Annotated in this window: 28 protein-coding genes and 1 pseudogene; 5 read left to right on the forward strand and 24 right to left on the reverse strand. The window is 44.5% G+C overall.

Annotation, left to right across the window (positions count from 1 at the left end; genetic code table 11):
- Nucleotides 1-166: 166 nt before the first annotated feature.
- Nucleotides 167-1,201, reverse strand: a complete 1,035-nt coding sequence (locus AB1L17_RS14735; RefSeq protein WP_412845669.1) for an erythromycin esterase family protein — start codon at nt 1,199-1,201, stop codon at nt 167-169.
- Nucleotides 1,202-1,338: 137 nt separating this feature from the next.
- Here AB1L17_RS14735 and AB1L17_RS14740 point away from each other — a divergent pair, with 137 nt between their 5' ends.
- Nucleotides 1,339-2,574, forward strand: a complete 1,236-nt coding sequence (locus AB1L17_RS14740; protein WP_412845668.1) for a hypothetical protein — start codon at nt 1,339-1,341, stop codon at nt 2,572-2,574.
- 89 nt (nt 2,575-2,663) lie between these two features.
- Here the strand turns inward: AB1L17_RS14740 and AB1L17_RS14745 are convergent, their stop codons facing one another.
- The 6 genes and pseudogenes from AB1L17_RS14745 to AB1L17_RS14770 form a co-directional block, all read right to left on the reverse strand.
- Entirely contained in the window at nt 2,664-3,599 is a 936-nt protein-coding gene (locus tag AB1L17_RS14745; RefSeq protein ID WP_412845667.1) for a DUF4261 domain-containing protein, read from the reverse strand.
- Nucleotides 3,600-3,641: 42 nt separating this feature from the next.
- Nucleotides 3,642-4,283 (reverse strand): hypothetical protein, encoded by a 642-nt coding sequence (locus AB1L17_RS14750; RefSeq protein WP_412845666.1) that lies wholly within the window; start codon nt 4,281-4,283, stop codon nt 3,642-3,644.
- A gap of 9 nt (nt 4,284-4,292) precedes the next feature.
- Nucleotides 4,293-6,026, reverse strand: a complete 1,734-nt coding sequence (locus tag AB1L17_RS14755) for a WD40 repeat domain-containing protein (RefSeq protein ID WP_412845665.1) — start codon at nt 6,024-6,026, stop codon at nt 4,293-4,295.
- Between the two features lie 54 nt (nt 6,027-6,080).
- On the reverse strand, nt 6,081-6,536 hold the full coding sequence (locus AB1L17_RS14760) for a DUF2628 domain-containing protein (RefSeq protein ID WP_412845664.1): 456 nt from the start codon (nt 6,534-6,536) through the stop codon (nt 6,081-6,083).
- A 139-nt stretch (nt 6,537-6,675) separates the two neighbouring features.
- Entirely contained in the window at nt 6,676-8,628 is a 1,953-nt protein-coding gene (locus AB1L17_RS14765; protein WP_412845663.1) for a hypothetical protein, read from the reverse strand.
- A 363-nt stretch (nt 8,629-8,991) separates the two neighbouring features.
- Nucleotides 8,992-9,800: pseudogene (locus AB1L17_RS14770) on the reverse strand (nucleotidyltransferase).
- A gap of 93 nt (nt 9,801-9,893) precedes the next feature.
- Here AB1L17_RS14770 and AB1L17_RS14775 point away from each other — a divergent pair.
- A complete protein-coding gene (locus tag AB1L17_RS14775; RefSeq protein WP_412845662.1) occupies nt 9,894-10,385 on the forward strand; it encodes a cupin domain-containing protein in 492 nt (163 codons plus the stop codon).
- A gap of 246 nt (nt 10,386-10,631) precedes the next feature.
- Nucleotides 10,632-11,390, forward strand: coding sequence for an SDR family oxidoreductase (locus AB1L17_RS14780; protein WP_412845661.1), 759 nt, complete (start codon nt 10,632-10,634; stop codon nt 11,388-11,390).
- A 52-nt stretch (nt 11,391-11,442) separates the two neighbouring features.
- On the opposite strand, the gene AB1L17_RS14785 is transcribed toward AB1L17_RS14780, so the two are convergent.
- A complete protein-coding gene (locus AB1L17_RS14785) occupies nt 11,443-11,808 on the reverse strand; it encodes a MerR family transcriptional regulator (RefSeq protein WP_412845660.1) in 366 nt (121 codons plus the stop codon).
- A 73-nt stretch (nt 11,809-11,881) separates the two neighbouring features.
- Nucleotides 11,882-13,099, reverse strand: coding sequence for an MFS transporter (locus tag AB1L17_RS14790; RefSeq protein WP_412845659.1), 1,218 nt, complete (start codon nt 13,097-13,099; stop codon nt 11,882-11,884).
- A 202-nt stretch (nt 13,100-13,301) separates the two neighbouring features.
- On the opposite strand from AB1L17_RS14790, the gene AB1L17_RS14795 reads away from it, so the two are divergent.
- On the forward strand, nt 13,302-13,739 hold the full coding sequence (locus tag AB1L17_RS14795; protein ID WP_412845658.1) for a winged helix-turn-helix transcriptional regulator: 438 nt from the start codon (nt 13,302-13,304) through the stop codon (nt 13,737-13,739).
- 131 nt (nt 13,740-13,870) lie between these two features.
- Here AB1L17_RS14795 and AB1L17_RS14800 read toward each other — a convergent pair whose 3' ends face one another.
- The 6 genes from AB1L17_RS14800 to AB1L17_RS14825 all read right to left on the reverse strand — a co-directional run bounded on the left by AB1L17_RS14800 (nt 13,871) and on the right by AB1L17_RS14825 (nt 19,014).
- The gene (locus AB1L17_RS14800; RefSeq protein ID WP_412845657.1) at nt 13,871-15,070 is read right to left on the reverse strand and encodes an MFS transporter; all 1,200 of its coding nucleotides are present in this window, start codon (nt 15,068-15,070) and stop codon (nt 13,871-13,873) included.
- Nucleotides 15,071-15,212: 142 nt separating this feature from the next.
- Nucleotides 15,213-15,443, reverse strand: a complete 231-nt coding sequence (locus tag AB1L17_RS14805) for a glutaredoxin (protein WP_412845656.1) — start codon at nt 15,441-15,443, stop codon at nt 15,213-15,215.
- Between the two features lie 388 nt (nt 15,444-15,831).
- The gene (locus AB1L17_RS14810; protein ID WP_412845655.1) at nt 15,832-16,605 is read right to left on the reverse strand and encodes a CsxC family protein; all 774 of its coding nucleotides are present in this window, start codon (nt 16,603-16,605) and stop codon (nt 15,832-15,834) included.
- 97 nt (nt 16,606-16,702) lie between these two features.
- On the reverse strand, nt 16,703-17,563 hold the full coding sequence (locus tag AB1L17_RS14815; RefSeq protein ID WP_412845654.1) for a hypothetical protein: 861 nt from the start codon (nt 17,561-17,563) through the stop codon (nt 16,703-16,705).
- A 163-nt stretch (nt 17,564-17,726) separates the two neighbouring features.
- The gene (locus AB1L17_RS14820; RefSeq protein WP_412845653.1) at nt 17,727-18,386 is read right to left on the reverse strand and encodes a helix-turn-helix transcriptional regulator; all 660 of its coding nucleotides are present in this window, start codon (nt 18,384-18,386) and stop codon (nt 17,727-17,729) included.
- A 13-nt stretch (nt 18,387-18,399) separates the two neighbouring features.
- Entirely contained in the window at nt 18,400-19,014 is a 615-nt protein-coding gene (locus AB1L17_RS14825; RefSeq protein WP_412845652.1) for a superoxide dismutase, read from the reverse strand.
- Between the two features lie 235 nt (nt 19,015-19,249).
- Here AB1L17_RS14825 and AB1L17_RS14830 point away from each other — a divergent pair, with 235 nt between their 5' ends.
- Complete coding sequence (locus AB1L17_RS14830; protein ID WP_412845651.1) at nt 19,250-19,960, forward strand: EAL domain-containing protein; 711 nt, start codon at nt 19,250-19,252, stop codon at nt 19,958-19,960.
- A 50-nt stretch (nt 19,961-20,010) separates the two neighbouring features.
- Here AB1L17_RS14830 and AB1L17_RS14835 read toward each other — a convergent pair whose 3' ends face one another.
- The 9 genes from AB1L17_RS14835 to AB1L17_RS14875 form a co-directional block, all read right to left on the reverse strand.
- Entirely contained in the window at nt 20,011-20,553 is a 543-nt protein-coding gene (locus AB1L17_RS14835; RefSeq protein ID WP_412845650.1) for an NAD(P)H-dependent oxidoreductase, read from the reverse strand.
- Nucleotides 20,554-20,645: 92 nt separating this feature from the next.
- Nucleotides 20,646-21,083: a MarR family winged helix-turn-helix transcriptional regulator gene (locus tag AB1L17_RS14840; RefSeq protein WP_412845649.1), complete on the reverse strand. Its 438-nt coding sequence runs from the start codon at nt 21,081-21,083 to the stop codon at nt 20,646-20,648.
- Between the two features lie 118 nt (nt 21,084-21,201).
- Nucleotides 21,202-21,390 carry an alpha/beta-type small acid-soluble spore protein gene (locus AB1L17_RS14845; protein WP_412845648.1) on the reverse strand — a complete coding sequence of 63 codons (189 nt, stop codon included), beginning with the start codon at nt 21,388-21,390 and terminating at the stop codon, nt 21,202-21,204.
- Nucleotides 21,391-21,456: 66 nt separating this feature from the next.
- A complete protein-coding gene (locus tag AB1L17_RS14850) occupies nt 21,457-22,407 on the reverse strand; it encodes a DNA primase (RefSeq protein ID WP_412845647.1) in 951 nt (316 codons plus the stop codon).
- 66 nt (nt 22,408-22,473) lie between these two features.
- The gene (locus tag AB1L17_RS14855; RefSeq protein WP_412845646.1) at nt 22,474-22,770 is read right to left on the reverse strand and encodes a hypothetical protein; all 297 of its coding nucleotides are present in this window, start codon (nt 22,768-22,770) and stop codon (nt 22,474-22,476) included.
- A gap of 7 nt (nt 22,771-22,777) precedes the next feature.
- On the reverse strand, nt 22,778-23,248 hold the full coding sequence (locus AB1L17_RS14860) for a MarR family transcriptional regulator (protein ID WP_412845645.1): 471 nt from the start codon (nt 23,246-23,248) through the stop codon (nt 22,778-22,780).
- Nucleotides 23,249-23,364: 116 nt separating this feature from the next.
- Nucleotides 23,365-23,640, reverse strand: a complete 276-nt coding sequence (locus tag AB1L17_RS14865; protein WP_412845644.1) for a hypothetical protein — start codon at nt 23,638-23,640, stop codon at nt 23,365-23,367.
- A gap of 114 nt (nt 23,641-23,754) precedes the next feature.
- Nucleotides 23,755-24,213, reverse strand: a complete 459-nt coding sequence (locus AB1L17_RS14870; RefSeq protein ID WP_412845643.1) for a GreA/GreB family elongation factor — start codon at nt 24,211-24,213, stop codon at nt 23,755-23,757.
- 172 nt (nt 24,214-24,385) lie between these two features.
- Nucleotides 24,386-26,284: a putative bifunctional diguanylate cyclase/phosphodiesterase gene (locus tag AB1L17_RS14875; RefSeq protein ID WP_412845642.1), complete on the reverse strand. Its 1,899-nt coding sequence runs from the start codon at nt 26,282-26,284 to the stop codon at nt 24,386-24,388.
- Between the last annotated feature and the right edge of the window lie 38 nt (nt 26,285-26,322).

Consider the following 26,322-nt stretch of genomic DNA (forward strand, 5'->3'; position numbering starts at 1 on the left):
GAGAGATAACCCGAATAATCACGAATAATTTTAACATCAACTTAAATAACGTTCGTAATTAATCTTTATCACATTTCTCGAAAGTAATTAACTTATTTACCAACATAGAAAAAGCCGACTACGCTGGGAAGCAGTCGGCTTTTTGCTGTTAATGATCAGCTGTTCACTACTCTAGTATTTGAGCGGGCGTAATCTTGTGCGTGTGAATGATGATGTCGAACCAGTCAGCGAGGGCTCCTTCCATAAAAAAGGTAGCGTCTTTCTCCGGATCGTAGTAGGGTCCAATCACCCGAACCTTCGTTTGCGAGTTGAGCCATGCGCGAACCGATTCCGGTTGATCAGTACGTAGGTCCAGGTAATACGTTTCGAGTTCCGGCTGGGACAAAATCGCTTCCGCGAAGTCTGGAGATGGGAATGGAATGGGTTCCGACTCCGATCCATGATGAAAGGTCAAAGCGATGGATACATAGCCTGCCCCCAAGTATTTTCGCAAGAAGCTTCCAGCGCTGCCACTGTTTTGTATCAGGCTGCTGTTGGCTGTGTGTCCAATCCCGCCCCAATAAACCATTTTGTGCCCTGTGTGTTCGAGCCAAAGGATCGTGTTTTTGGCAAATCGATGATCAAGTGAAAGACTGTCTTGGCCTTCGCGCTCATAGTACCCGACAATAAATCGTGCGTATTGGAGAGCAAGTTCGCGGCTGTCACTGGGTGGGAGCTTAGCGATGAGTTCATAAGCTTCCGCATCCACAGCACCTGTATAGGCTCCAAATACACGAATAGGATCGGATGGATTCTGCTCGTTGAATGTACGCATCCATCGAATGGCATCAAGAACTTCCTCGGTTTGCAACGGCCCCCAGGCTTCGGCAAGCAATGCGCGGGGATCGCCCACACCCGTATGCAAGTATGCATCCAGTGGGATGATTTTCGTCCATTCACCCTCCAGAACTAGCGAACGAAAGCCGGCATGCTCGACCAGGAATCTCAGCAAGCGATGCTTGATCAGGTACAGCTCATGGGCACTTCTAGCACCTCGAGTCGACTCTCCAAGACCCACAATTTTTGCATCGCGAATCATAGTGGCTAGCGGTAGCAGATCATTGGCTGCTGCCTGAGGGTCTATTGTTAGAAGAGGAAAAGCATTACTTTTTATCCATTGGCTTACTGCTACCCTGTCAATGTTGGCTTGTTTTTTTTCCACCATCATCCGCTCCTTTTTCATTTTTGCTCCATTTTTTCGTCTTGGTGATGTATCTGCAAAAGAATGGTAACATTTATCACGATTGAACCGTCATAGTATAAGTACAATCTCATCAAATACTAGAGAGGAATTCTATTATGAAATTTTCTATCCTATTAAAAGCCATGCTCGCTCTGTTGCTCACCTTTGTCTCTACCTCGCCAATCAAGGCTGAAGAGCAGCAAGACCCATTAAATCCACCGCAATTACCAGTGGTGTATCAAAACTTGCAAATCCCATCTCATTTGACAGAGCCATTCTTTCTTTTCACGAAGCAACCACTTTACAAGCACGATTCACCTCCAAAGACTTACACCATGTCATTGGTTTCACCGTCTGGAAAAGTAATAAAAAGCAACTACCTCGCTTATAAAAGTGAAGTGTACCCGCTCCGAAATGGGTACGGTTATTTTTATAATGGCAGCTTTTTTAAGCATACGGAATATTTGGTCTACGATAAGCAGGGCAACGTTACACCGATGGGTACCTGTTGCGATGTTGGTTTCAAGCAGATACATGGGGAATGGTTTACGGGCACGGACTATCCGGGAAACTTGCCGTATCTGTACAATGCCAAAACAGGGAAAATTACCAAGAAGTTTCCGGACTCGGATCATCCATTCTACGTAGCCGAACCGACTACGAAAACGTTTGATCCGTACTACTTGCCCTATGGTGACATGGTAAAAGACGCAAAAGGGGACGAATACTACAAGATGGGCATGCGAAATATTCATGGAAAAATACTGAGCAAGCCATTTTTTGATGAATATTTCGGGTATGGTGAAGGCTGGCATCGTGTGAAAATAAACGGCCAGACGCATTTTATCAGCAATGAAGGCAAAATTATGCTGAAGCCTTCCCGTAACTATAAAGTCGAATCGAATATGCACAGTGGCGCATTTATTGTCTCAGGCAAGCTGGGGAACGAAGAATTTTATGTCCTTATGAATAAAAAAGGGCTCATTGCTTCGAAAAAATATGCGTTTATCCACCCTACATCCGATGGGCACTTTCTCGCTGTGACGAAAACCAACAAGCAATATACGTTTACCAAAATAAATGCAGCAGATAAAGTCGTCTCACCCCAACAATATATGCTAAATAAGCCAGAACAAATAAAAGAGCTCAAGCAGACGGGACAGCTGTTCCATACGGATACCCAGATCATTACGAATACCGCTAATAATAAAAGCTTCAACTTTCCACATCAATTGCTGATCACTCCTACGAATGAAACTGTTGCCATCGAGCACACCATCTCGGGGACCAAAAAGATAGGCGTGTATACTCATGACGGAAAGCTGATCTATGAGGAGCTTATCAATAAGTAACTGCAGTGATTTCTCTCATACTTACGAATAAAAGCACGACAATACCCTGGTAACTGGGGATATGGTCGTGCTTTTCCTATCAAGTACCCTTATTCCAGACCTGCCGGCTTTTCCTTTCCATCAAGCGGATACCAACGAATCACATCACGCGGCGGACTTGCTAACCCTTCTTCCAGCAAAACACACCTCCAGTGCATATCACCAGGGCCATCTGTTGTATCGCCTTCTTTTATAACAGGGCCATTCTCGAATACATAATGGGATATATTACGCAGGAAACTCGCTACTTCGTTTGGATCGTACGCTAGTCCATCAAATACCGCCTCATGATCGATCACATCCAGCTGCTGCATGCCAACGGTATCCATTAACATCCACCCTTGTGGGAGATTGAACAATCGGACATTCGACCATAGCTCCAATGGCAGAAGCTGTGTCTGCTCCAAACGTTGATTCAGCTCATCCAGCAAATCGGCAGATGCGAGGCATTCTCCATTCGGATTAAAAAAGCAAAGGGCTTCTGGCAATTTCAATAGCGACTCAGCAATAGCAGTGACAGTCATCAACTCCGGGAGCGGCTCGTAATCCTCAGGCAATACCGTAGCCTGATCGTTTGACTCCCCCAATACGAAAGAAGAGCGAATACGGATAAACGCTTTGTGCTCGGATGCAGCTTGCCGTCCTTCGGGAAATTCCCACGACTGCTGAGTTGCGCGCTCGAGGCTATTCGAGAATGTAAACGGACCAAAAAAGCCCATCGACCAAGCGCCAAACAGCATCGTATCTTCTGCCGGGTCTCCCATTGTATCCGGCCAAGGCTTATCGACGACATCGACCTGGATATATCCGTTTACTGCTGGTCGGTACGGAATAAGCAAGCTAGGGCCACTGAACACCCATTGATCGAACGTTTCCATGATGTTGGCAATTTCGAATTGATCCTGGAGCATGTCTGCTAATTGGTGAATCGGAACCGCCGTTGACAGAAGAACAGCAACCCCTTGAGAATACATACCTTTTGGCATATCGTCATCTTCTTTCCATTGTTTTTTGAGTCATGGCGTACTTTATGTAACTGTAAATCCGATCGCTTGAAGCTCCTTGATCGCGATTTCTAAATCAACTTCCGGATTCAGCTCCAAAATCATTTCTTCAGTAATGGCAGTATTTGAAAACGTGTAACCAACTACATCCAGCGAGATCTTCATCTCGTAATAGTCTTCTGCCCACTCTACATAATCATCTGGTGTGTCATAGATCATCCCAAGCAAAAAATCTGAACCGTCATCCAGCCCTTGCGGATTATGTATGTCCCCAGTCTTCCAAACTGAATCACTGGATTGGCGCCATAAACAAAACGTAGCGTCCTCTTTCGTAAATGCCTCGTCGTCTAGGAGATTGAGCAAAGCAGAAGGAGCTTGCTCGTAAATACCTGGCCAAACCTCGTAGTCTTCTCTGGCATGAGGACTCATTTCTGATTCATGATCGAATCCTTTTACAACGACTCCTTCAGGCGTGAGCAGGATGTACAAATCGTCGCCAGCGCCGTTGTTTATGCTCGCGACTGTTACGTTCTCTCCCCATTGTGGATCGAACCGATATCTACGTAGCCATTCCTCCGGGCACAAGAGGATATCAAGTGCGCTTAGAACGAGCATACGTTGTTTTAATCCTTCTGGCTCAAGGAAAGGTTTTGGCCAAAGGTTCATTTTTCCATTTCACCCCAACCGAATTTTATTTTCATGACTGATTGCAACAATACTAAACTGAGCGTTGATTGAGACCGTATTCGAAATCGCAAAATACGAATATGACCATTGGTATGGATCATATCTTTTTATCAATTCAGAAGTGCTGTACTTTCTGACTTCTACCACCGGGTCGCTATATATCCATATCTCATCTCGTTCTTCACTGATCACAATCTTGTCCACATAGGATCGGGGACTGGTAAACAGCGTTTCCACAGTTTCTGACTCCTCCGGCCATTTACGAATCAGGCCCGAATCGTTATGAGCATACTCGGCTAATACGACTGCATCTTGACTGTCTACGAGTAAAGCACAGCAATGATTCCTGTTTTCCAAACAAATCTTATAAATCGGATAACCCCGGTCAATATCAAGGACAACTACGAAAGAGTCACTGGCTGAAAAAATCAGCTTTTTGCTGTCTTTTGTAAAAGCGATCGCGTCAATCATCCTCATACGGGAAGGCAAGCCGATCCAGACAAAGTACGCGTGCCTGGCGATTACTTCTGACGAAGGCAAATCCCACACGTCAAGGTCTTTCCCAAACAGAGCCACTGCTAACAGCTTCTCGTCCGGACTGATCAGGATTGAGGCGATTTTTTCACCTTGATAGGTATGCTGCAACACGAGTTGACCCGTGAGGACGTCTACGACATAGAAAGTACCGTAATAATCGGGAGTAGGATAGCCCCGATCCCCTTGAGGATCATAGTTCTCAGCAGTTGGAACAATAACCAGATATGTACCTTTCTCACTATAGGAAACGTGCGTGTATTCCCGGTAATACGCATTTTGCGGAAGCTGCTCCCAATTCAATCCCGGATAGGAATACTCCGTATGCAACCGCTTTTGTACCACATTGTAAACCTTAACAATGCCAATACCAAGCCCGACGGCAAGATAACGGGAGTCGGGACTGAAGGCAAGACCGACTGCCTCTGCCTTCTCCTCCTGATAGAGAGGGACATTCTCGTCAAAAGAGGCGATCTCTGCCCCGTCTTTGGTATGCAGCAACTTCAAGATCCCGTCACGGTACATGACGGCTAGTATGGTACCGTCTGCGTTCAGGCATAGATTCTCGATCCACGCGTCATGCTCGCCAATTTCGATAAATGCACGATGCTGTTGACGCAGCTCCTGGAAGTCGAGTCCAGATCGTTCTTCTATTTTGCGATGAAGCTCACGAACCTGCTGGTTATAGAAAGGGGACGAGCTCTCCGAAGTGACCGGAAGCTTGCGCCTGGCATCGACGACATTATAGTCGCGATAATCGGCAAGCGCCAAGAAGTACCGACACCGTGAAACAAACTCTGGGTCCTTACCTTCACTATCTTCTGATAAACTCCCCATTGATCGTATCGCAGCTAATTGCCCCCATTTAGGATTATAGATTCGAAAAATGCTTTCGATAAATCGTTGAAGCTCATTCGCTTCCTCAAGTAATCCGAGCTTTTCATAGCCGTTGTGATCAAGCTCCTGGAGATAATCCGCAAAATCCTTCGCCTCAGACATCCGCCCGCTGTGCAAGAGAGCTTCTGTATAAAGGTACATTCCTCGAAAGCGATCTTGGCATTCTTCAGGACTTCCCACGGCTTTTTTCTCATTAATAAGATGAGAGGTAAGCAGCACCAAGGCATCGTCGAACTTGCCCTCGTCATTCAACATTTCTGCTTGTTCCACAATTGCCGACACTTGACTCAATCAAACAACCTCCTTACTCCCAATCCAAGAAACGCTTCATGGACAACTTTTCCGCTATGCTAAAAATCGATCTAGTAGACGAAAGCACAGATTCACCAGCACAACCACAACGACGCCAAGCACGCTAGTCCCGCCAAGCTTCCTTGTCTCATCAAGATCAAGCGTTGCGTGTTTACCGTGAGCTTTTTTTATTTTCTTCACAGCCGAAAAATAGTAAATAAAATTAGCACTTAATCCGAATAGCACTCGTTGAAGTAGTGCTAAGAGAATGTAAATTCCATTTAATGTCGCATCATCAAGTCCCGTTACACCCAGGACAAAACCCAGAAGGAGATTCACCGAATAAATAATAGCAGCGAATACATACATCTTCCGAAAGGCAAACCACGCTTCTCCAAAAAGGGCAGCTCCCCAATTCCATGAGAGCCCTTTCGTACGCCATGCATCTAAATAGTACTTATGATGGTGGACATAAGCGGACAAGAAATTTTGACTAAGATGAATGTCCAATGATTCTCCCCCAATTACTGTAATCTGTCTATCCACATTTCTATCAACTCATCATCGAAAACGATCTCTTGGCTTCCGTTCTGTGGTCTGCTTACCCAAAAGTCTCCGATTTCTATGACGGTATCGATGGTCACTTCGTCTATCCTGCTATCATCTGATCATCAAAACTTCTCCTTATTACTTCCGCATAGTTTTCCATTGGCTCCTTTTCCATAAGGGCAATCAGCTCTATCGTCTTTCGTTCCCATTTGTCCATCTGATCTTCTTCACGCAGCATCTCAATGAACGGCTCGTACAAGCATGGAATTTTTGTCGCAATTGGATGTTTCTGATCCAGTAGTCTAGCCCACGCAAGATATCTTTCACATATCAGGTAAGCAATCGTTCCCTCTCCACCACTACATGACTGCTGCCAATCTACAAACACCTTTGATAGAAATGGCTCACTGCGCTCAAAAGAAACTGTATGATCGGAAGAAACTACGCCTAGCTTACTCTCTAAACGAGTGAATGCTGCATGAATTGTCTCTTTGTCTTCCTTTGATGAATATACACTTTGCCCCAAAAGTTTGCCGCTTTTCTGGCCCCACCTGATCCGATTGATTTGATCGATAGCATATGCCCCATTTCGATTTTCCCAAGCCTCTGCGATGCTGTCATAAATATGTATCGGTTCTTTACCGGCTACTGCTTGCCAACTTGATTGATGTATCGTACCATTACCAACCGAAATGAATCCATGCTCCTTAGTTATGTATCCCCCGAGACAGTAGAACAAGAGCAGCGGTTCATAAACGCGATATATCTCGGCAGCGATTGTATTTCCTTCTTTCGCGCACTTCATATAATATAACGTTCGGTTACTAATCGACCTTGCATTAGAATATTCATTCATTCTCTTCAAGACGTAATAATCATCAATGTCAAACTCTATTGGGACTCCTGCCACTTGATAGGGGTGAAAATACAACGGATGAACATGAGTCGGATGCTTCTCGATAAAGGAACAAATACGCCGTAAATATTCTTTGAATAACAACCAATCTACGTTGGTCTCTGCTGCTGTTCTTCTACGATTCAATTCATCTGCGCTTGCCAGATACGAGATCAGCTTTAGTATCATACCATCGCCACTTTGCAAGGCAAACTCGATCAACTCCGTATCATAATCCTCTACGCTTATTTCAAGCTCTGGCATCTTCAAGATGAATTCTTCAATTCGCTGCCTCATATCGTATTCTTTCTGCCCCGTCATATATAAATAGATATCATTCGCTTCCTTTACCTGGGGAACTTTGACTCTAGTATAATCGCTAGTATGATATAAGCTTCCACGGAAGTGATACATTTCTTTGGTAAACGCCATTTCAGCGCATTCTTTCTCCGGGTAAGGATAGCAAGAAAAAGGAAAACCCCCTAAAAGTAAATAGCTATTTAGATCTTGTTTTTGCAAATCACTGAACTCTCTAGCATAAGCCTCCGCGTACGATCCTCGACCATTATAAGTATGGACATAAAAACGATCATCTTGTGTCCTCCACCAGTTTGACTGTCCCTGACTTGCTTGTGTTAGTAAAATAGGACTGGGCTTGGCATTTTCGAGCCATTTCGTTACCTCTGACTCGTACATACTTTTGGTTATCCATTGTTTTTGTTTTCGCAATAGACTATATTTCACTGCTTCCGTTTCCCATAGTTCCTCGATATTCTCCGCGATGAGATTCAACGTTGTGTTTATTAAAATGTACAGCTTACCACCCCGGTCGATATATCCACTTTCACTCCATCCATCTTTTCTATGATGAAAACATTCCACCAACGCTTGCTCATTGGAATACCAGACCTTGGGCATTCGGTAGCAATCCGAGGAATCTTTCATCACATCAAACAGGTAGCTGTAGTTAGCCTTTCCGCCAAATGAATAGCTCAATCCCCCGTACTTCTCCTGTAAATCTAGCAACGCATCGAAGACAGGAATTCCGTTCTCTTGGAGCTCTCTCTTGACGGTATCTCGATCTGTAATTGTTGCCCTTCTCGTACAATGTCGAATCAAATCTTTGGCCATCTCAGACAATTCACGGTTAATGTACATACTCGTATTTTCCTTTCAATCGCAAGTTAATCATGGCGTGTTTACAATCATTTACAAACGATTTGTTAAGAGAAATGTAAAGCACATTTATCGGATATTGAAAAGCTTCGATTTCTTCAAAGGAGTAGCTGCGAATATCAACTCTAGCTGCTAGTTTGGCAAAAGAATCGATATCGTGAAAAAGCTCAGTGACAGCTTTTATTAAGTGGTTCGACGAAATTTTCCCATCAAATTGTACGTATTGTGTAGGCACCTACTCGTACAATCTCCCTTCGCGCAAAGACAAGCTGCTAAACAACCTTCGTAATCCATATAGTTGATCATTGACAAGAAAAAAGGACTCCCCGGGGTCCTTTTTTTCTTTTACTCGGCTTGATTCAAATAGTCGCGCAACTTATCTATCAATTTTCATCTAGCTCAATAGCATAGTGAGGCGTCAATTCTCTTCTCAATTTTTCTGCCACCATCAGCGCATGCGTATAGGCATTTTCCAAGTCCTCTTTCCGTAGCTTTGCGGTTAACAATGTGTATTCCCTGTACGCTTCAGGGCTCAAGTCTTGCTCTAAATTCTTCGTGCTGTTTAGCCACCGTTCTACATTCTGCTCGTTAATTCGAAGCAGCTGCAATATATACTTTTGCACATTCGTTAAGACCTCTAAAGCTCGTGCGAGTTCTCCTCGACGCATCACGTTTATACCCAACAACCAGGCGTTAACGAAGTTATGGAATGCATAGTTAACATTTTCATCAGTCATTCTCTCTGGACCTTTGCCTCTTAAATCATCCAGACATTCCCTCAACCTTCCTGTGTTGTCGTATATAAACATGGATTCTGTATCTGGAAAAACGCCTGTCGACTTAAAGCTTTTTATGATTTCGAGTTTAGAGGTAGGCAAGAAATGAAACTCACCTCGGATTAAGTTGGAAAATATCACGACTTCAGTTCCATACTCATTAAAGAACATCAAATCGTACGGAGCAATATTGGCAACCCAAGTTTTGGATTGAAATGCTTCAAAAAAAGAATCCTCTATGAAAATATAAAACTCAACATCAGAGTATTGATCTCCCTCACCCTTCGTAAAGGAACCATACATCATGCATGATGTTACTTGGGCGTCTTGTTCACAAGCTTCTTTAACGGATTCGATAATCTGCATCTGCTTTAACATTCCGTACCACCCTTTTTTCAAAAAATTTACAAAAAATCGTTCTTTCAGTATACCAAATCCATAAACTTTGGAAAGGGGAAAGGAGATGGAACAATGTCCAAAATGCCATATGTACGACAAACAGATCAAGAAAATACCCGAAAATTTCTCGGGAGCAAGGTTACCTTTTTAGTGAACGGCGATGATACAGATGGTCAGTACACGGTCTTGCATTTCCATGAACAAAAGGGATTAGAGCCCCCGCCCCATATTCATTATCTGGAGGATGAAGCCTTCTATGTGCTGGAAGGGGAAATCACGTACTATATCCAGGGCGAGGCTGTTCATGCAACTCCTGGTACGTATGTGTATGCGCCACGCGGAATCGAGCATACTTTTTCTCTTCAAACCGAGGAAGCAAAGGTATTGGTTACGGTTTATCCATCTGGGTTCGAACAGTTTGTGAAAGAATTGAGCGTTCCTCTTTCGAATGAAGCACAGCCAAAACCTGCAGGTCCTCCCTCTGAGGAGGAAGTTAAAAAGTTGGTAACTACGGCTGCAAAATACGGAATCGATATACGAGTACCCCATCCCAAACAACCATGAAGATAGCTTTTCTTCTCTCTCTTGCAGATCCCCGTTTTTTCTACTAAATTTCCCAAGCCTTCTCTCAGCAGCGATCCTTCCGTCCAGCTTATACATCACTCGCTCAGCTTGAGCTGCCATTTTCGTATCCCGTGTCACCTACTCTTTTTTAAAAACTCCTTGGCATTCAGCCCTTGACTTTCACACTAATGTCAACGTTTAGACTACATTCAGAAAGGTTAATCATCCACACAAGGAGGAACAAAAATGAACAACTACGCAGGGAAAAAAGCCGTCATTACGGGAGGAACACATGGCATGGGTTTAGCCGTAGCCAAAGCTTTAATCGCTGGAGGAGCAGAGGTGATCGTCACTGGCCGCAATCCGAAAAATGCTGATGAGGCCAGACGAGAGCTGGGAGAAGGGGCACATGTCGTCGTGTCAGACGTATCGAGTATGGAGGATATTCAAGCCTTGGGGCTGTTCGTGGAGAACCATTTTGGCAAAATCGACTTCCTTCATGTGAACGCAGGCATCTCCGTGCTTGAACCATTCTTGGAAGTGACAGAGGACACTTATGATCGGACATTTGCCGTGAATACGAAAGGAGCGTTTTTCACCGTTCAACGATTGGCGCCGCTTATTCATGAAGGCGGCTCGATCGTATTAACCTCATCCGTAGCTGATGAAGGCGGCTATCCCGGCATGAGTGTATACAGCGCATCCAAAGCGGCATTGCGTTCCTTGGCTTCTGGATTTGCGGTGGAGCTGCTCGACAAAGGCATTCGCGTCAATGTCGTCAGCCCTGGATTCATCGATACGCCGTCAATGGGGGTGATCGGGTTCACGGATACAGAACGAGCTACCTTCCTGGAGCTTGGCGATAAGGTTACTCCAATGAAACGTCATGGTTCATCAGAAGAAGTGGCTAGAGCGGTTCTATTCCTCGCTTTTGACGCTACCTTCACGACTGGTGCGAAGCTAACCGTCGACGGTGGACTCGGGCAAAAACTGAGTACGTTGTAAACATGAGCGGCCCCGAAGCAATTGATCATGCTCCGGGGCCGTAACGATGGTCTTAGCTGGAAACCTTTTTTTCACGTGTGATCGAAATTTGCCGCTCCAACAGCTTCTTCCACTCTTGGAGTGCTTCTATTTGTTCATTGACATTCCTTAGCTTTTGTTCGTAAATAGCCAGCATTTCTTCGCAATATTCATAGTCGTCAGGAGATGCCACTTCGCCCCGGAACAACGTCCTGATTTCTTCAGCTGTTAGCCCCAGCTTTAAGTACAGCTGAATCATCTTGACGCGCTTGACTGCAGATTCGTTAAAATTCCGATAATCATTTTCCAGTCTCTCGGCTTGAATCAGCCCTTTTTCTTCATAATGCCGAATGGAACGCGCGCTTACTTTTGTCAATTGAGATAATTCACTTATTTTCACTCCGCTCTCGACCTCCTCCAAAGGAACATACTGCTTCCATTATATGCCTCTGTTTTGGGGAAAGAAAGAGGAGCTACACCCCTGTATTCGTCTCAGTCTGTTCTTCCTTTTCCTTGATACAATAAACGGTCACGGGCAGAACCAACATGGCCGCAATCGCACACATGATCCCCACTGCAAGATACCCCAAGCCCCACGTCAACATCATCGCCGCGACAGCTGTAGCTGCTGTCATCCCGATATACAAAGCCGAGCTATTGAGTGAAAGTACAGTCCCACGAACGCTTGGGTTTTGCTCGGAAATAAGGGCAGTAAGAGTCGCTTGCCCGATCCCTACAAATGTCGCCCACACTAACTGCGAGAAAAACGCTCCCCAAAACGTTTCCGTCATTATGGAAAATGTGAGAACGCCAATGGAGGCCATCACAGAAGCGATCCCGAGCATCACCTTTTTGCCCCAACGATCAGAGAGCCGTCCCCCTGCGATACTGCCGATAACACTCAGAGCAGCAGCGACCATCGTGACGATTCCGATTTCATCTACTTCCAACTGGAAATTTTCTTCGTAATAAACACCAAGATAGGCAAACATCCCCTGCAAGCCCATCGTCCAAAAAAAGGTAGACAACAACGCGAAAAAAACAGAGCGATTCGAAAAAGCCGTCTGGAACTGCGTTATATACGCTTTGAGTGGTCCACTCGCGATTTGCCGCTTTGGAGCTGTTTTGGCAATTCCCATCATGACGAACACATAAGCAAGGATACCAAGCCCCGCAATCAGCCAAAATGAAGTGCGCCAGGAACCGGCTTTAGCCAAAAAGGTACCGACAGGAATCCCCAGCACTTGAGAGCCAATGATCGCTCCTGTAATCAGCCCCATTGCCTTTCCCCGTTTTTCATAAGAGTAGGTGTCGCCAATCAGTGCATATATACTCGGCATGCACATCGCTCCACCCAAACCAGCAATACCCCGATAAATGAGCGCCCAGATAAAGTCGTTGGCAATCGCCGTCAATGCTGTGCCGACTGAAAATACGAGCAGTCCCAACAAAATCATCCGCTTGCGCCCCCAGCGGTCAGAGATCGGACCAAACAACGGCGCAGACAAACCGAACAACAATCCGTACGCTGTGACCAAGAGTCCACCAAGCTCAGGTGGAAACTGCAAATCGACTGAGATGACGGGGATAAAAGGGCCAACAATGAGTGAATCCAAGCCCACTAAAAAGGCACAAAAAATGAAAATGCGCATCATCCTGGATGCTTCCCTCGACTTCTCTGGATCTGACATGACCTTACCTCCTTTTGTCACGGTGAAAGTGAATGGGTATTTATTCCATTACGAAAACTATACGACAGTGAGTTTATTTTTTCAACTTAGTTTATTTTCAGAACCAAAAGAGATGTATATGTTGCGAATCTTATGTGATTGATCTACCATAATAAGGACACCTCTTCTGTCAGGAAATGATTGTTACGTAGGAGGTAATACAATGTCGAAGGCTTACAACTTGCCGTGCAATATTGCTGGTACGCTTGATATAATCGGAGATCGCTGGACGCTTTTAATCGTACGGGAATTGTTGCTGGGAAACACGAGATTTAATGAACTTCGTCAGTCTTTAAAAGGAATTGCTTCGAACCTCTTGTCAGACCGTCTCCAGTTTCTTGAGCAGGAAGGCTTGGTCGTGTCTGAGCTTTATTCGAGTCATCCTCCGCGTTACGAGTATGCACTGACCCAAAAGGGACAAGATCTCAAATACTTGCTTCACGCCTTGGCTGTCTGGGGCAATCGCTATCTGGAGCCGAAGTACTACGAGCTCGTTCACGCAACTTGTGAACATGAAGTAACCATCACTTGTTATTGCGAGCATTGCAAAACTACGACAGATGATGTCACTTATCTCCCTTACAGTCCGAGCGTGAAATAGAAAATGACCACTCCTCAAAGGGAGTGGTCATTTCTCTTATTTCTTATCATCAGATGAGTCCACGCCGATTGCATTCAGCCTGTCAATAATCTGGCCCGCTCCTTAGCACATATGGTTTCTTTGGCTTTCGATTACGAATCAATTATTCGATTCTCGTTCACCTCTGACCTGCTTTTTGCGAAAAGCAATGTCATCCCCATTAGCAGCACGACCAACGTTACGACTCCAAAGGGTAGATACTTGTTCAATTGGTATAGACCTGTGCTGAGAATGGGTGCGATGACAGCGGATATCCCTTGGACAGATGCCACAAGTCCCGCCACACCCCCTTGCTGTTCACGAGAAACAGCTAATGAAGCCCCTGCCATAAAACCTGGCATCATGAGCCCAGCTCCTACACCAAACAAGAAGAAAGCCACGTAATAGACGATCAAATTGATGAAGAAAAGAAAGAGCGACAAGGCGATAATAATGAGCACCGACCCGAAAAGAATCAGCGATTTTGGTTGCCATTTCGGATTTTTCATTTGCAGCCCTTGTGTGATAATCATCGCTACACCCGAAATCATGAGACCCAATGAAATCATTCGGGCGGTTTCCTTGGTCGTCAAAGACAGCTGATCCTGAAAATAAAACCCTCCAACCACTTGCAAGGTGACGATACTGAGCATCGTAGCCAAGCCGGCAAACAAATAGAGAGCGAGGCCTTTTTGAAATGGATTCACCTTGGGAGGCTTCTCTTGAATCACCGGTTTATGTGCTGGAATCAAGAAGTACACTACGCCTAATGCGACAATCGGCAACAGCGCGCCAATGTATAACGGCCAGATCAATCCGATAAGCGCAAAGGCTCCTGCGATCGCCGGGCCAAGAACAAGCCCCATGCCATTGGCTGCACCGATTAAGGCCATCCCTGCTGCTCTGCCTTTTTCGTTCGTAACGTCCGCTATATACGCCTGCGCTGCTGATGGAACGGCCGGAATAAACAACCCGATCAAGCCGCGTGCCACAATGAGCAAAACAATCAGAAGTGTACCGCCTATCAGCTGTGACAAACCCGCATACATCGTCGCTGTGAACAAGACATAGCTCACAAACATCCCGAGGAAACCAATTACGATGACTGCTTTCCTTCCTTTTATATCGCTTAATCGCCCCCAGACAGGTGCCATCACGGCCATTGCAATGGAGCCCAGTGAAATAATGATGCCCGAGTGAATTTCTCCAAGTCCTAATTCACGAATGAGCGGAGGCATGACGGGAGCGATTATCATTAGGCCCACCATAGCGACAAATACACTCAAAAATATGCTGAAACGTATTCGAAACATAGCACATCCTTCTCCTTTCAAGCCGTTCGCTTTATACCAAAATCGTAAGACAAATGCGTGACGGCTACTACCTCAGAACGGAGAGTTTATGCCCCGAAACGGATTTTGTTTGCACGGAAGTGATATTCTTAATGCTCTTGCTTCATTGAAATTTCACTTTGTCCAAATCCACTACTTTTCCATCCATCGTAACGGCTGGCAATGACTCAATCCCATATGCCTTTGTTTTCTCCTCAAATTCTCCCGTGACACTCTGTTCCAGTTTGTTATGAACGACGACTTCGCATTTTGAACAGCATAATCCTTTGACCTTTTGGACGAACGCTGAGCTTGATTGACTGCCGTCTACAAATATTTCAATTTTAGCGCCCATGCTACTTCTCCCCTTTTGCGCATTTTTGAATAATTGGACATTTTTCCTTTGAGAGGGACCACATGGATGGTGGACGACTCGTAACTTCCTCCAGCAATCCTTTGAAGTGTTGTAGCTGGATGATTTTTTTGTTGATTTCTTCCACTTTTTCAAGGGCACGCTGGTACATTTCTTCAGTAGGTAGCTCGTCATCTTTTTTGTACAGAGTCAATGGATCAGAAAAAATGGACTGCCCATTTGACAATCCATGTAAAAGCCATTCTTTCTTCTTTTATGAAACAGGATAGATTCGGATTCTAGATTGGTGCCCGGAATCCTTTTTACGCCATGAAAAAAGAGACCCCCAGTATGGATACTGGAGTGTCTCATCCAAGTTTTCCTTTTCGTATTACCATTTTTTATTGCACGGTTCTGGCGGTTTGGTAGGTGGCGGAGTCGGTTTTGGTGGTGGTGTCGTTGGAATAGGAACTTGTTGATTCTGCAAAACCTTCAGACCGATACGCAGAACAATTTTTTCACGAACAGTCGAGAATGTTTTCGTTGTGTCTTTGCACTTTTTATTAACCAAGCCGATGTCTAATTCGGTGAATTCAGTGAATAACAGCTCACAATACGGCCTCTCATTATATACTTTTCGGTTGCCAAACAGGCCTACGTTAATCTTTGCCGCATGACCCGATTTATTCAGATATTCCCCATGTGACTCGAAATCTGGAGCCAACTGCAAAGTCGGGCCTCCTGCCGGAAAGGTTAAGTCCGTACAGAAATCGAATGGTACCAGAGCTGTTGTGTGACGTACATCGCCGCATACCGCAGTGTCGGATACTTGATCGACTGTGGTGTACTCGATATTTTTCCGAATCAAGCCACTGACGAACAACTTTGCTGACAACGGGTTGAAGGTTGGGACAAGCTCACATTGCTCCAATATGACACTTTTTAATACCCGAATAATTTCGAGTGCAGGCATCTCCAGGTGGACATTTGCCTCCACACATACAACAACAGCCGTTTCTGCCAATGTTACAGGTACTTTAATCGTTCTAGGAAAAGTAGTTTCGGTTGGAGGTGTCCCGATTACGCGAGCGTTTCCTACCGTACAGCTACTTTGCGTTACTTGATCATGACTACCACACTTACAGTTATCGCCATGTATACCCATATAGATCTCTCCTTTATTAGCCACCCTCTCTCTTTATATTATATGGACTAGATTCAATATGGATTTGGCTGATGCCAAGCGTTATCTGCCCTTTTTTCTACCGAGTACTATTCACCCTGCTCGTTATATATGGAGAGCAAACAGGAACCAGCTGCTTCCGATACCACCATACACGACCACTAATGGATGCCAATCCGCTAAACTCCTTACATCCCGAATTTGTATTCATGAGCGGATCTGCTATGAGTGTGATTTGCCAATCCCCTGCCTCTACCCATCTATCTGCCGGGCAAGCTGGTACTCTTGGGGGGATTGCGCTTGTGACTACTTTTGCTGTGGGTAAGGATGGTCGTAATACTGTGGATGTAAATGGGATGCGAATCGTTTCATGCTGCAATTTTTGCGATTGGACTGTGGTTCCCAGTGCCTTTATTTCCAAATCACCAGCGATCCAGATTACCTTCTTATGATCATCGTGCCGAATATGATGGACTTCGATCTTACTATGGCATTCCACCTCATTCCAATTTTGCTTCCAAGGCACACGTAAGGCATGGACCCACTCTACGTCCCATATCTCTTCCAGCAAAGAAACCTGCATCATCGATTGTCCGATGCCCTCCGCATAGACGACTTTCGCTTGAATCAGTTCATGCTGCGCCCTGTTACTTTCTTGCGAGGTTTCCTTCTCATTCCTCTGGATAGGCGTTGAACGAGAAAAGTCATGCTCAATCGCTGTCGGGTTAACAGGAGGCCGCTTTGTATGAATTCTTTTGCCCTTATGCCTTTTGGAACGATATATAATAGGCTTCTTCATTTCATCTTCCTGCATCTGTGCCTGTTGTTGTTCCTTTGGTGCACCATAAAGGAGTGGAAGAGGTGCTCTAGATTTTCTCAAGGAGCCTCGATGGTTAAGAATCGGTCTTTTATTCTTTGGATGTTTCTTGATGTTTGCCATGATCTCACTCCTCTCCATCAAAATACTCCTTACTTTATCCATACGTTATCGCCCTTCTGTCGGTATAGACGCTTGCCCTTCCAGTAAGTAATTTGTCATCCCTTCCTAAATAACTCCAAGCTAACAACAAAAAGACATCCGCGTGCAACGGATGCCATTCTCATTACGATTCTTCAAGGTTATGGTATTTGGTAATCAGGTAACGGCATTTCCCGTGGCCTTCAGCCATACACGCAGTACGCTCTACTCGCGCGTCTAACAACGACTCAAACATAAAGAGCTCACACTGACATGCTTGACGATAGCAAGACGCTATTTGAAATACAGGACAATTGGACTCTTCAAACATATACATTCCATCTCTGACTTTTTCCAAGCATGGCATATATCCTTCTTCTTCTTGCAATCGCACCAACGATTTCACTCGCTGTTCAAAGCTTTGTCCCCTCATTGTTTCCCTGTATTTTTGAATGATCCGTTCCGTTCGCCTCTCAAATAATTGATGGAGCAATGCTTCCCCACACAAATCCTGAATGCCAGCGATTATCTCTGAAGCCAATTCGCTATAGTGTCGCGGGAATAATTGTTCCGCTGTACTCGTCAACTGATACACATAGGCTGGTCTGCCTGTTCGCTGGCGTATCATACGAGATTCTATATACCGTTCTCTTTGCAAAATATCTAAATGCTTACGAACCGCGACTTTTGTTATGCCTAAATGCTCCGACAGTTCCTGTACTTTGACTGAACGGCGCTTCTTGAGCAACACCAATATTTCACGACGTTTTTCTTGTTCTTGACGGAAGACTGCGTGTTTGTTCATCGCTGTACCTTCTTTAGCGAATGGCTTCGTTATACAGACGATTGACTTCCTCCCAGTTGACCACATTCCACCACGATGTAACAAAGTCAGGTCGCTTATTCTGGTACTGCAAGTAATAGGCGTGCTCCCAAACATCTACGACCAATATCGGCGTTTTCTTCTCCATAAAAGGCGTATCCTGATTGGGCGTACTGGTCACTTCCAACTTGTCCCCATTGACCACAAGCCACCCCCATCCAGATCCGAAACGACTGACTGCCGCTTTTGTCAATTCATCCTTCATTTGCTCAAAGCTGCCGAAATATTTATCGATCCCTTTTGCAATATCCCCATGCGGTTTACCACCGCCGACCGGGCTCATGATCGACCAATACAAACTATGGCCATAATGCCCACCACCATGATTTCGAACAGCCGTACGGATATCTTCCGGGATATCATCCAAGTGGCTGATTAGTTCTTCGACTGTCGCATTCTTGAACTGCGAGTGGTTTTCAAGAGCCTTGTTTAAGTTGGCCACATACGTTGCATGATGCTTTCCATGATGGATTTCCATCGTTTTTGCATCCAGGTATGGCTCCAGCTCATCATAACCATATGGCAGTTCTGGTAAAGTGAAGGCTTCCATTTCCTATCTCCTCCCATCCGATTGTCGGTTACATGCCTAGTTTACAAGATGAAAAAAGTTTTGTATATACCCAAAAATGTTTCCTTGAGTAAACTTATTGATTTTACATTCCACGTATATTGGCAGGCATTGCCAAATAAAGCTGATTTGTTGTAAAATATCGTCAACTTATTTTTCCTTTAGGAAATAATTTTTCTCAAAGCAAAACTTCTAGAGCAGGAAGGAATATTTATCAATGAACGACCTATCGTTAAAGGAATCCCTTTACCCTGTATTTCAACCTCTCGTGCAACTCGCGACGGGACAATTTTTCGGATATGAAGCACTTCTTCGTTCATCTACACACCAAACACCTGAATTACTTTTTCGCGCGGCTCGTACAGAAGAGCGCTTGTATGAATTAGATATTCTGTCAATGAAAAAAGCGATTCGTACCTACTTTACGAAGTCAACAGCTATTGACAGTGTTCCGCTACTGTTCATTAACGTATTTCCCTCTACTTTGTTAAACCCCGCGTTCATTGCGTTTATTACGGAAGACTTGTATAGACCGTGGAATCGTCGGATTGTCTTGGAAATCAATGAGGCCCATGAGGAAGACAAGATGTGGGAAATAAAGCTGTTGGGGCAGAAAATACATGAACTGCGTCAGCATGGATTCCTGATCGCATTAGATGATGTCGGCTCTGGTGCCGCTTCTTTGAAAAAAATCGTGGAGTATGAGCCAGATATTGTTAAGCTAGACCGTTATTTCGGCAAGCAATTGTCTTCCATTCCCACTAAACAAAAGCTCGTCTCGCTATTCGTCCATTACTGCCAAGGTCAAACGCAGCTTGTCCTAGAGGGTATCGAGGAGCCGGAGGACTTATCTGTCGCACTGGATTTAGGGGTTCCTGTTGGCCAAGGATTTTTGCTAGGCCACCCAGAGCAGCTTCCTTCCACATAAAGAAAGACGATGAAAAAGGTCGCTTCCTTCTCATCGTCTTTCGTGACTGATTATTTGCCTACTGGCTCCATCGACGCGTTCAGTGCATGGGCCACATATTCTTCCGCGCTATGTTGAATCTGTTCATCCGAGGCTCCAAGTACACCCTGGAACAAGAATGGTTTCAAGAATTTCATCCCGGTTAAATTCGCCATCGCATGCAGCGGTTTGATCAGCTCGCTGATGGAATAAAAGTTGTATCCCTCACGTTGATAGGCTTCCTCAGGACCACCTGTAGAAATCGCGAGCAGAAGCTCTTTTCCATGCAGCTTGTTTCCTTCAGAACCATAAGCCCAACCATACGTCAACACAGCATCCTGCCACTGTTTCAATAAGGCTGGTGTGCTGTACCAGTAAAGCGGAAATTGAAAAACGATACGATCGTGCTCTTGCATCAGCTTTTGCTCTTGTTCGACATCGATCTGGAAATTTGGATAAGCAGCGTATAGGTCGTGAACGGTTACGCTCTCTTCTTTTTGCATTCTTTCCTTCCATGCTTTATTGATTCGAGATTGAGACATGGTAGGGTGTACGGCGATGACGAGAGTTTTCATTGAATATCCTCCAAAATTTAATTTGTTTGTACATACAAATTATCAGAAGAACAGGACACTGTCAACTCTCCCGTTCTTCACAATTACTGGAATCAAGACTCCATCTCGTTCTTTTCCAGCATTTCGACTGACTCGTGAATCATCTGTGTAACTAATTTTGCCCGATCTTCCCCGAGCAATGCCACATAGCTCTTGTACATTTCTTTAATGGCTTCTTCTATGTTCGCCTGAGCTTCTCGCCCCTTTTTCGTAGGCAAAACGAAGATGTTTTTCCCCTCTACTTCTCGCTCCAGAAATCCTTTTACGACGAGCTTATCGACAAAACGAGTAATCGTTGATGGTGTCATATGAAGAATTTGCGCCAATTGGGTCGGGGTCACCTTCTCCTTCTCGTTTACAGCCAGCATGAGATACGCATGGGTAGGAGAAAATCCATAACGCTGGAAGGATTCTTCCGCCAATTTCGTAATCACACGGGATAAGCGATTGGAAGTGAAAAACAAACAGTTATGCAAATTGTCGCTATTCAAGCCAAGAATCCCCCTATTGCTGTTCTTCGGTCCATGCGACTGTCTCGTCGCTCTCCCCTAACTATACGCGATATTTCGGACAAATGTAAGCGAAAGAAAAATCCCTCACAAGGAGGGATTACAGTCGAAACATTTGTTGTTCTGCGTATTGTACCAAGCGCTTCGTCATCTCTCCGCCGACAGAGCCATTTTGGCGTGCCGACGTGTCTGCTCCAAGCACGACTCCGAACTCTGCCGCGATTTCGTACTTTAATTGATCAAGGGCAGTACGTGCTTGTCCATTGACCAGTGAATTTGAATTTGCCATTGCTGATTCCACCTCTAGTTGTGATTGATCGTGTGATGGTAGTATGTACTGAATATGGGAGCATATTCAAACATGCTCTGACCTTTGTCTTTGCTCTTGGGAAACCACACCACTCACCATGTAAATCGGCACGCCTTCCTGTGAATACACTTTTCTTGCTATATTCGTCTGTTCCCATTTTTCTAATACCTTCGCCGCTTCATCCATGGTGATTCTGGCATTATAAGCCAGTTCGTAAACAGCCACCGATCCGCCCTTTTTCGCAGCTACTTGTAGAGCGATTCGTTCCATTCTTTCTGGCTCCGTTGTCCTTTTGGATAAAGCGTAATACCCATAGACCCCACCTATAATGATACAAGCGAGATAGAAGATAAGGCTGTTCCAATGAACAAGGGCATAACCGCCTACATAACTGAAGATAAATGCTAAACAGCAAAATAGCAGAAACTTGGATCTTCTATCAATCCATGCAGGGATCGGATCATAATCATCGTCATATTCGTAGACTTCCGACTCATCCGAATAATTTGGAAAACGATAAATAATTCCACCGTCTTCATGATACGTAATCGTGCAGTAGTTGCTTCTGTGCCATTTATCGATGATAGGCTCAATCGATTGATAGCTTTCATGCGTATAGTAAGGAATCTCTTTCGGATTGAGTTCCCCTTCACGATCCATGACATATGTCAAAATATCGTGTTCCGAATGTCGTTGATCCTCTTTCCGATGGGATGACAATAGGTAACGTCCGATCAATACAAGAAAGATCATTGCAGTAATAGCTGCCGAGAGATACTCTTTCAAGTTCAGGAAAACCTGCTCCTCGGAGATGACAATCAGTGTGCCAATAACTCCTCCCAATACTGCCTGTACCATTCTTCTTTTACGTTTTCGCTGGATCTGTTCCAGCTTTGTTGTCTCCTCATCATCATGGTCCTCATTGTCGTCACTTTCATAAGGCATGTGTCCGTATACATGATCGTCTAAATGATAAACAGCCATCTTGCCAGGCATGGAGGACGTGCTCAGAACCTTTCTTTGCTCCAGCTCTCTCAGGATTTGCTCACATTCTGATAGTTTTCACTTCGATTCCAAAGCAAACGTAGCAGCAGAAACTACACCATGATTGCGATTGGCAGCCGTAATTGCAGAGGCTTGACGTGCTCGTTGTAATTGCTTCTTTGCCAGTCTTCTTCCTTCAAAGTAAAAAAGCGTGTATCCAATGGAAACGAGAATCATTAGGAAGCCTAAAAAGATAGTGTTGTTTAAGATTAGATAGATGCCTTCAATCACAAAAAAGCTGGAGATTAATGCTATGATGATAAAAATACAACCAAAGAGAAAAAAAATAACCAAATTTCCTAAAAAATCACCCATCTGCCTCTCATTCCTCACCTTCAGCAAAGCCCGCGAAATAGTAGAGAATGTCACCCGTCTCGGCTACACTTAAGTCAGCGAAGCCTTGTTGTTGAAGCTTATTTAATACATTTTGAGCTTTTTGTAACGTGAGTGCGGATTGGGATGCGATGTCGGCTGCCGTCACATAGCCATGCTGAGAGCGCGCAACTGAGAGAATAAAAAGGATATCATCGTTCTCCAGTTTATCAAAAAACTTGAGCTTTTTAAGCACTTTCGATACTGCCCTACTGTATTTGAGTTCAAGTGGCAGGCCAAGTATGAATCCAATCGTCATGGCATTCACCACATAATGTAGAGCCGTCATTTGATAAGGAATGTATGCTTGATATTTATCCTCGTAAACGGAGAGGAGAAAAGCTTCAACATAAGGTTGAAAGATCGGTTGCAGCCAAAGTGATAACAACCAAATGCATATGATAAAACCAAAAATGATCATGAAATCCCTTCTTTTCACTCTATTTTTCAGAAATATCGCTCGACTAAATTTTACCTGAATGCACATAAAAAGACACCAACAAATCGTTAGCGTCTTGATGGATGTGTGCCAGCAATTCAATCCTCTGAATTGCATTTTTTGATTTCTCCGAACCCAACCCTGGAAGGGAGATTCTTTACATCCTCACTGTGATAAGCATGGATGACATCCGGTACATACTCTTCCGTCAAACGTATGCCCACAAGTATCATTTCCTTTTCTTCCTCTGTCACGCTGAAGAACTGGTCACCGCATTTTTCGCAAGCCATCACCCATCTTTCGTCCAACTTCTGAAGGTGATTCATATCCCATTGCACATCTTGCTCACATGTTGGGCAGGCAATTGTTTTCATCGTTTTTTCCTCCCGTCTTACGGCTTGCTCCCCTTGCATTTTACTAAAATTTACAAAAAAAGACACTAACATCGAGTTAGTGCCTTCTTACATAGCATTGTGATGGTTAGATCCCTATGGTGACGAGAATCCCCCCATATATGTAAAGCTTATCTCCCTCACCTGCACCTGCTGCCTGCCGACCGGACTTTCCAGCACAACAGAATCGTGTGGAGCCGCTAGCAGCAATTGTCTGCCTATGGGCGATAAGAATGAAATTCTGTTGTTATCCGGGTCAATGTCTGTGGGGTACACCACAGTAAATGACTCCTCAAATTGGTCTTCCTCAAATAGCACTTTTACGCTGCTGCCTAATAAAGTAATTGCTTTAAGCGATTGAAAGAGTGCACGGTCTTCTTCTGCTAGAAGCTTTTCAAGTGTTTTCTTGTAACGAACGACAATGTCATCGATGGCTTGCTTTTCTTTCCCATAATTCCGTACATATTGATCGTAGAAAAGAGAATACTGCTCGTCAAAAAAGACTAACTGGTTGATCAGATGCTTTCTGGTGCCATTCAAAATACTAGGGTTCATAGTAGATTTCACCCCCCAGTTGATTTTCATAGACGTGTTTGATGAACGTATTGTTCTTCATTGGAAAACCCTCCTTAAAAAAATAGCCCCCGAAGGGACTCTTATTATTGTATCAATTATTTCAAAATGATTCCATCTACTGTTTCGAACTACTTTACAGACGTTGACCGAATCAATCGCGCTGTGGAATGAAAAAAGTTGTCTCCACTTCGTTTGCTGGTAATGGACGGCTAAAGTAGTACCCTTGAATTTCCTTGCAGGAATTTTCCATGAGAAAATCCAACTGACTCTGGGTCTCGATCCCTTCCGCAATCACATTCATATTCAAATGCTTCGCCATGGAAATAATCGTAGCAACAATCGCTTGATCACTGGTGTTCATCGTAATATCGGTAATGAATGAACGGTCGATCTTCAGCTTGTGAATCGGCAGCAGCTTGAGGTAGCTGAGTGAGCTATAGCCCGTACCGAAATCGTCCAAGCTAATTTTTACGCCGTACTCGTTCAATTCCTTTAAAATTTCTGTAGAGAGGTCTGCATCCATCATCATGCTTTCCGTTATTTCCAATTCCAAATACTGCGGTTCAAGTCCACTTTCTTCCAGTATTTGTCGAATATAGCCTACCAGATTAGGCTGATGGAACTGTCGCGAGGACAAATTGACCGATACAGGAATAAGCGGTCCACCTTCATCATGCCATTTCTTCATTTGCTTGCATGCTTCCTTCAATGTCCAGGTGCCAATCTCAAAAATCAGCCCTGTTTCTTCTGCAATCGGGATGAACATGCCGGGTGACAGGATGCCTTTTTTCGGATGATTCCACCGAATTAGTGCTTCGACTCCGATTAGTTGATTCTTCCCGGTTTGAATCTGTGGCTGGTAATACAAGACCAGCTCGTTATGCTTTACCGCTTTTCTTAGATCGCTCTCTAATTCAATCCGCAACAGCAGCTGGTCATCGAGCTCATTCGTAAAAAATTGAAAACCGTTTTTCCCGTTCTTCTTCACTTCGTACATAGCTGCATCTGCATTTTTGAGCAGCTGTTCGACACTGCATCCATGATCGGGATACACCGCAATACCAACGCTCGCCGATACGTAATAATCTTTCCCTTGCAAAAGATAGGGAATTTCGATTTCCTTGACCACGCGCTCTGCCAAAATCGAAAAATCGCGATCACTTTCAACATTTTGGCAGATCAGTGTGAACTCATCCCCACCCATCCGGGCAATCGTCACTTCGTATCCTTCGGAGCTGGTTTTGATCCGATTACTCACTTCTTGCAAAAAACGATCCCCGTACGTATGGCCTAATGAGTCATTAATCATTTTAAACCGATCGATATCCAAAACGAGTACAGCAAAACGAGTAACCTTTTCGCGATTACGCTCAATCGCCTCCTGCAAGGCATGATGCAGCATCCTTCTGTTTGGTAAGCCCGTTAGATCATCGTGGAACGCTTGGTATTCGATCATCGACTTCGCCCGCTGCTCCAGCAGACGAGTCTGGTCTTCGTAAGCCTCTAGTACCAATTGCTGTTCAAAGCTTAGGAGCTTCGTAATCGCTTGCGCTAGTTTTTTCGAGTCCGGATGTGATTCTTTCATTTCGTCTACGATTCGCAAAAGCGTGCCTAACAAATTTTGAAAAGAACCCATGTACCACTTAGGAGGAAGCCCGATCTTCTGATGGACCATCGCAATCTTCAAGCGCTTGTCAATAAATGCAGAATCGATCCGTCCATCAAACATTTCGATTAAATGATTGGATAAGGTTTGACGCAAACGTTCAACGGTGGTGTGTTCCATCACAATTTGCTTTAAAGAGTCAACATGGAGAATCGACTCATAAAAAGAAGCAGTAATCTGTTCTATTTCTGTCTCAATGACGGGACGAAAATCTGCGATCAACTGCAAATCCTCTTCAGTCAGGTTAATCATGTTCATTTGTGCTAATACTTCAGTGTTTCCTTCTATTAAAATGCGTGCAGAAGCAGAATTGTCTGCTCGCGGAAGTGACGGTTGGCAGCATGCAGCGCTGATTTGTTTGGACGAATGGGATGCCTTCTGCATTTACTTAGATTCTCCTTTTCCATTGAACCAAAGTACTT

This window comes from Brevibacillus jepli (assembly GCF_047229145.1).
In the GTDB taxonomy this organism is placed as follows: domain Bacteria; phylum Bacillota; class Bacilli; order Brevibacillales; family Brevibacillaceae; genus Brevibacillus.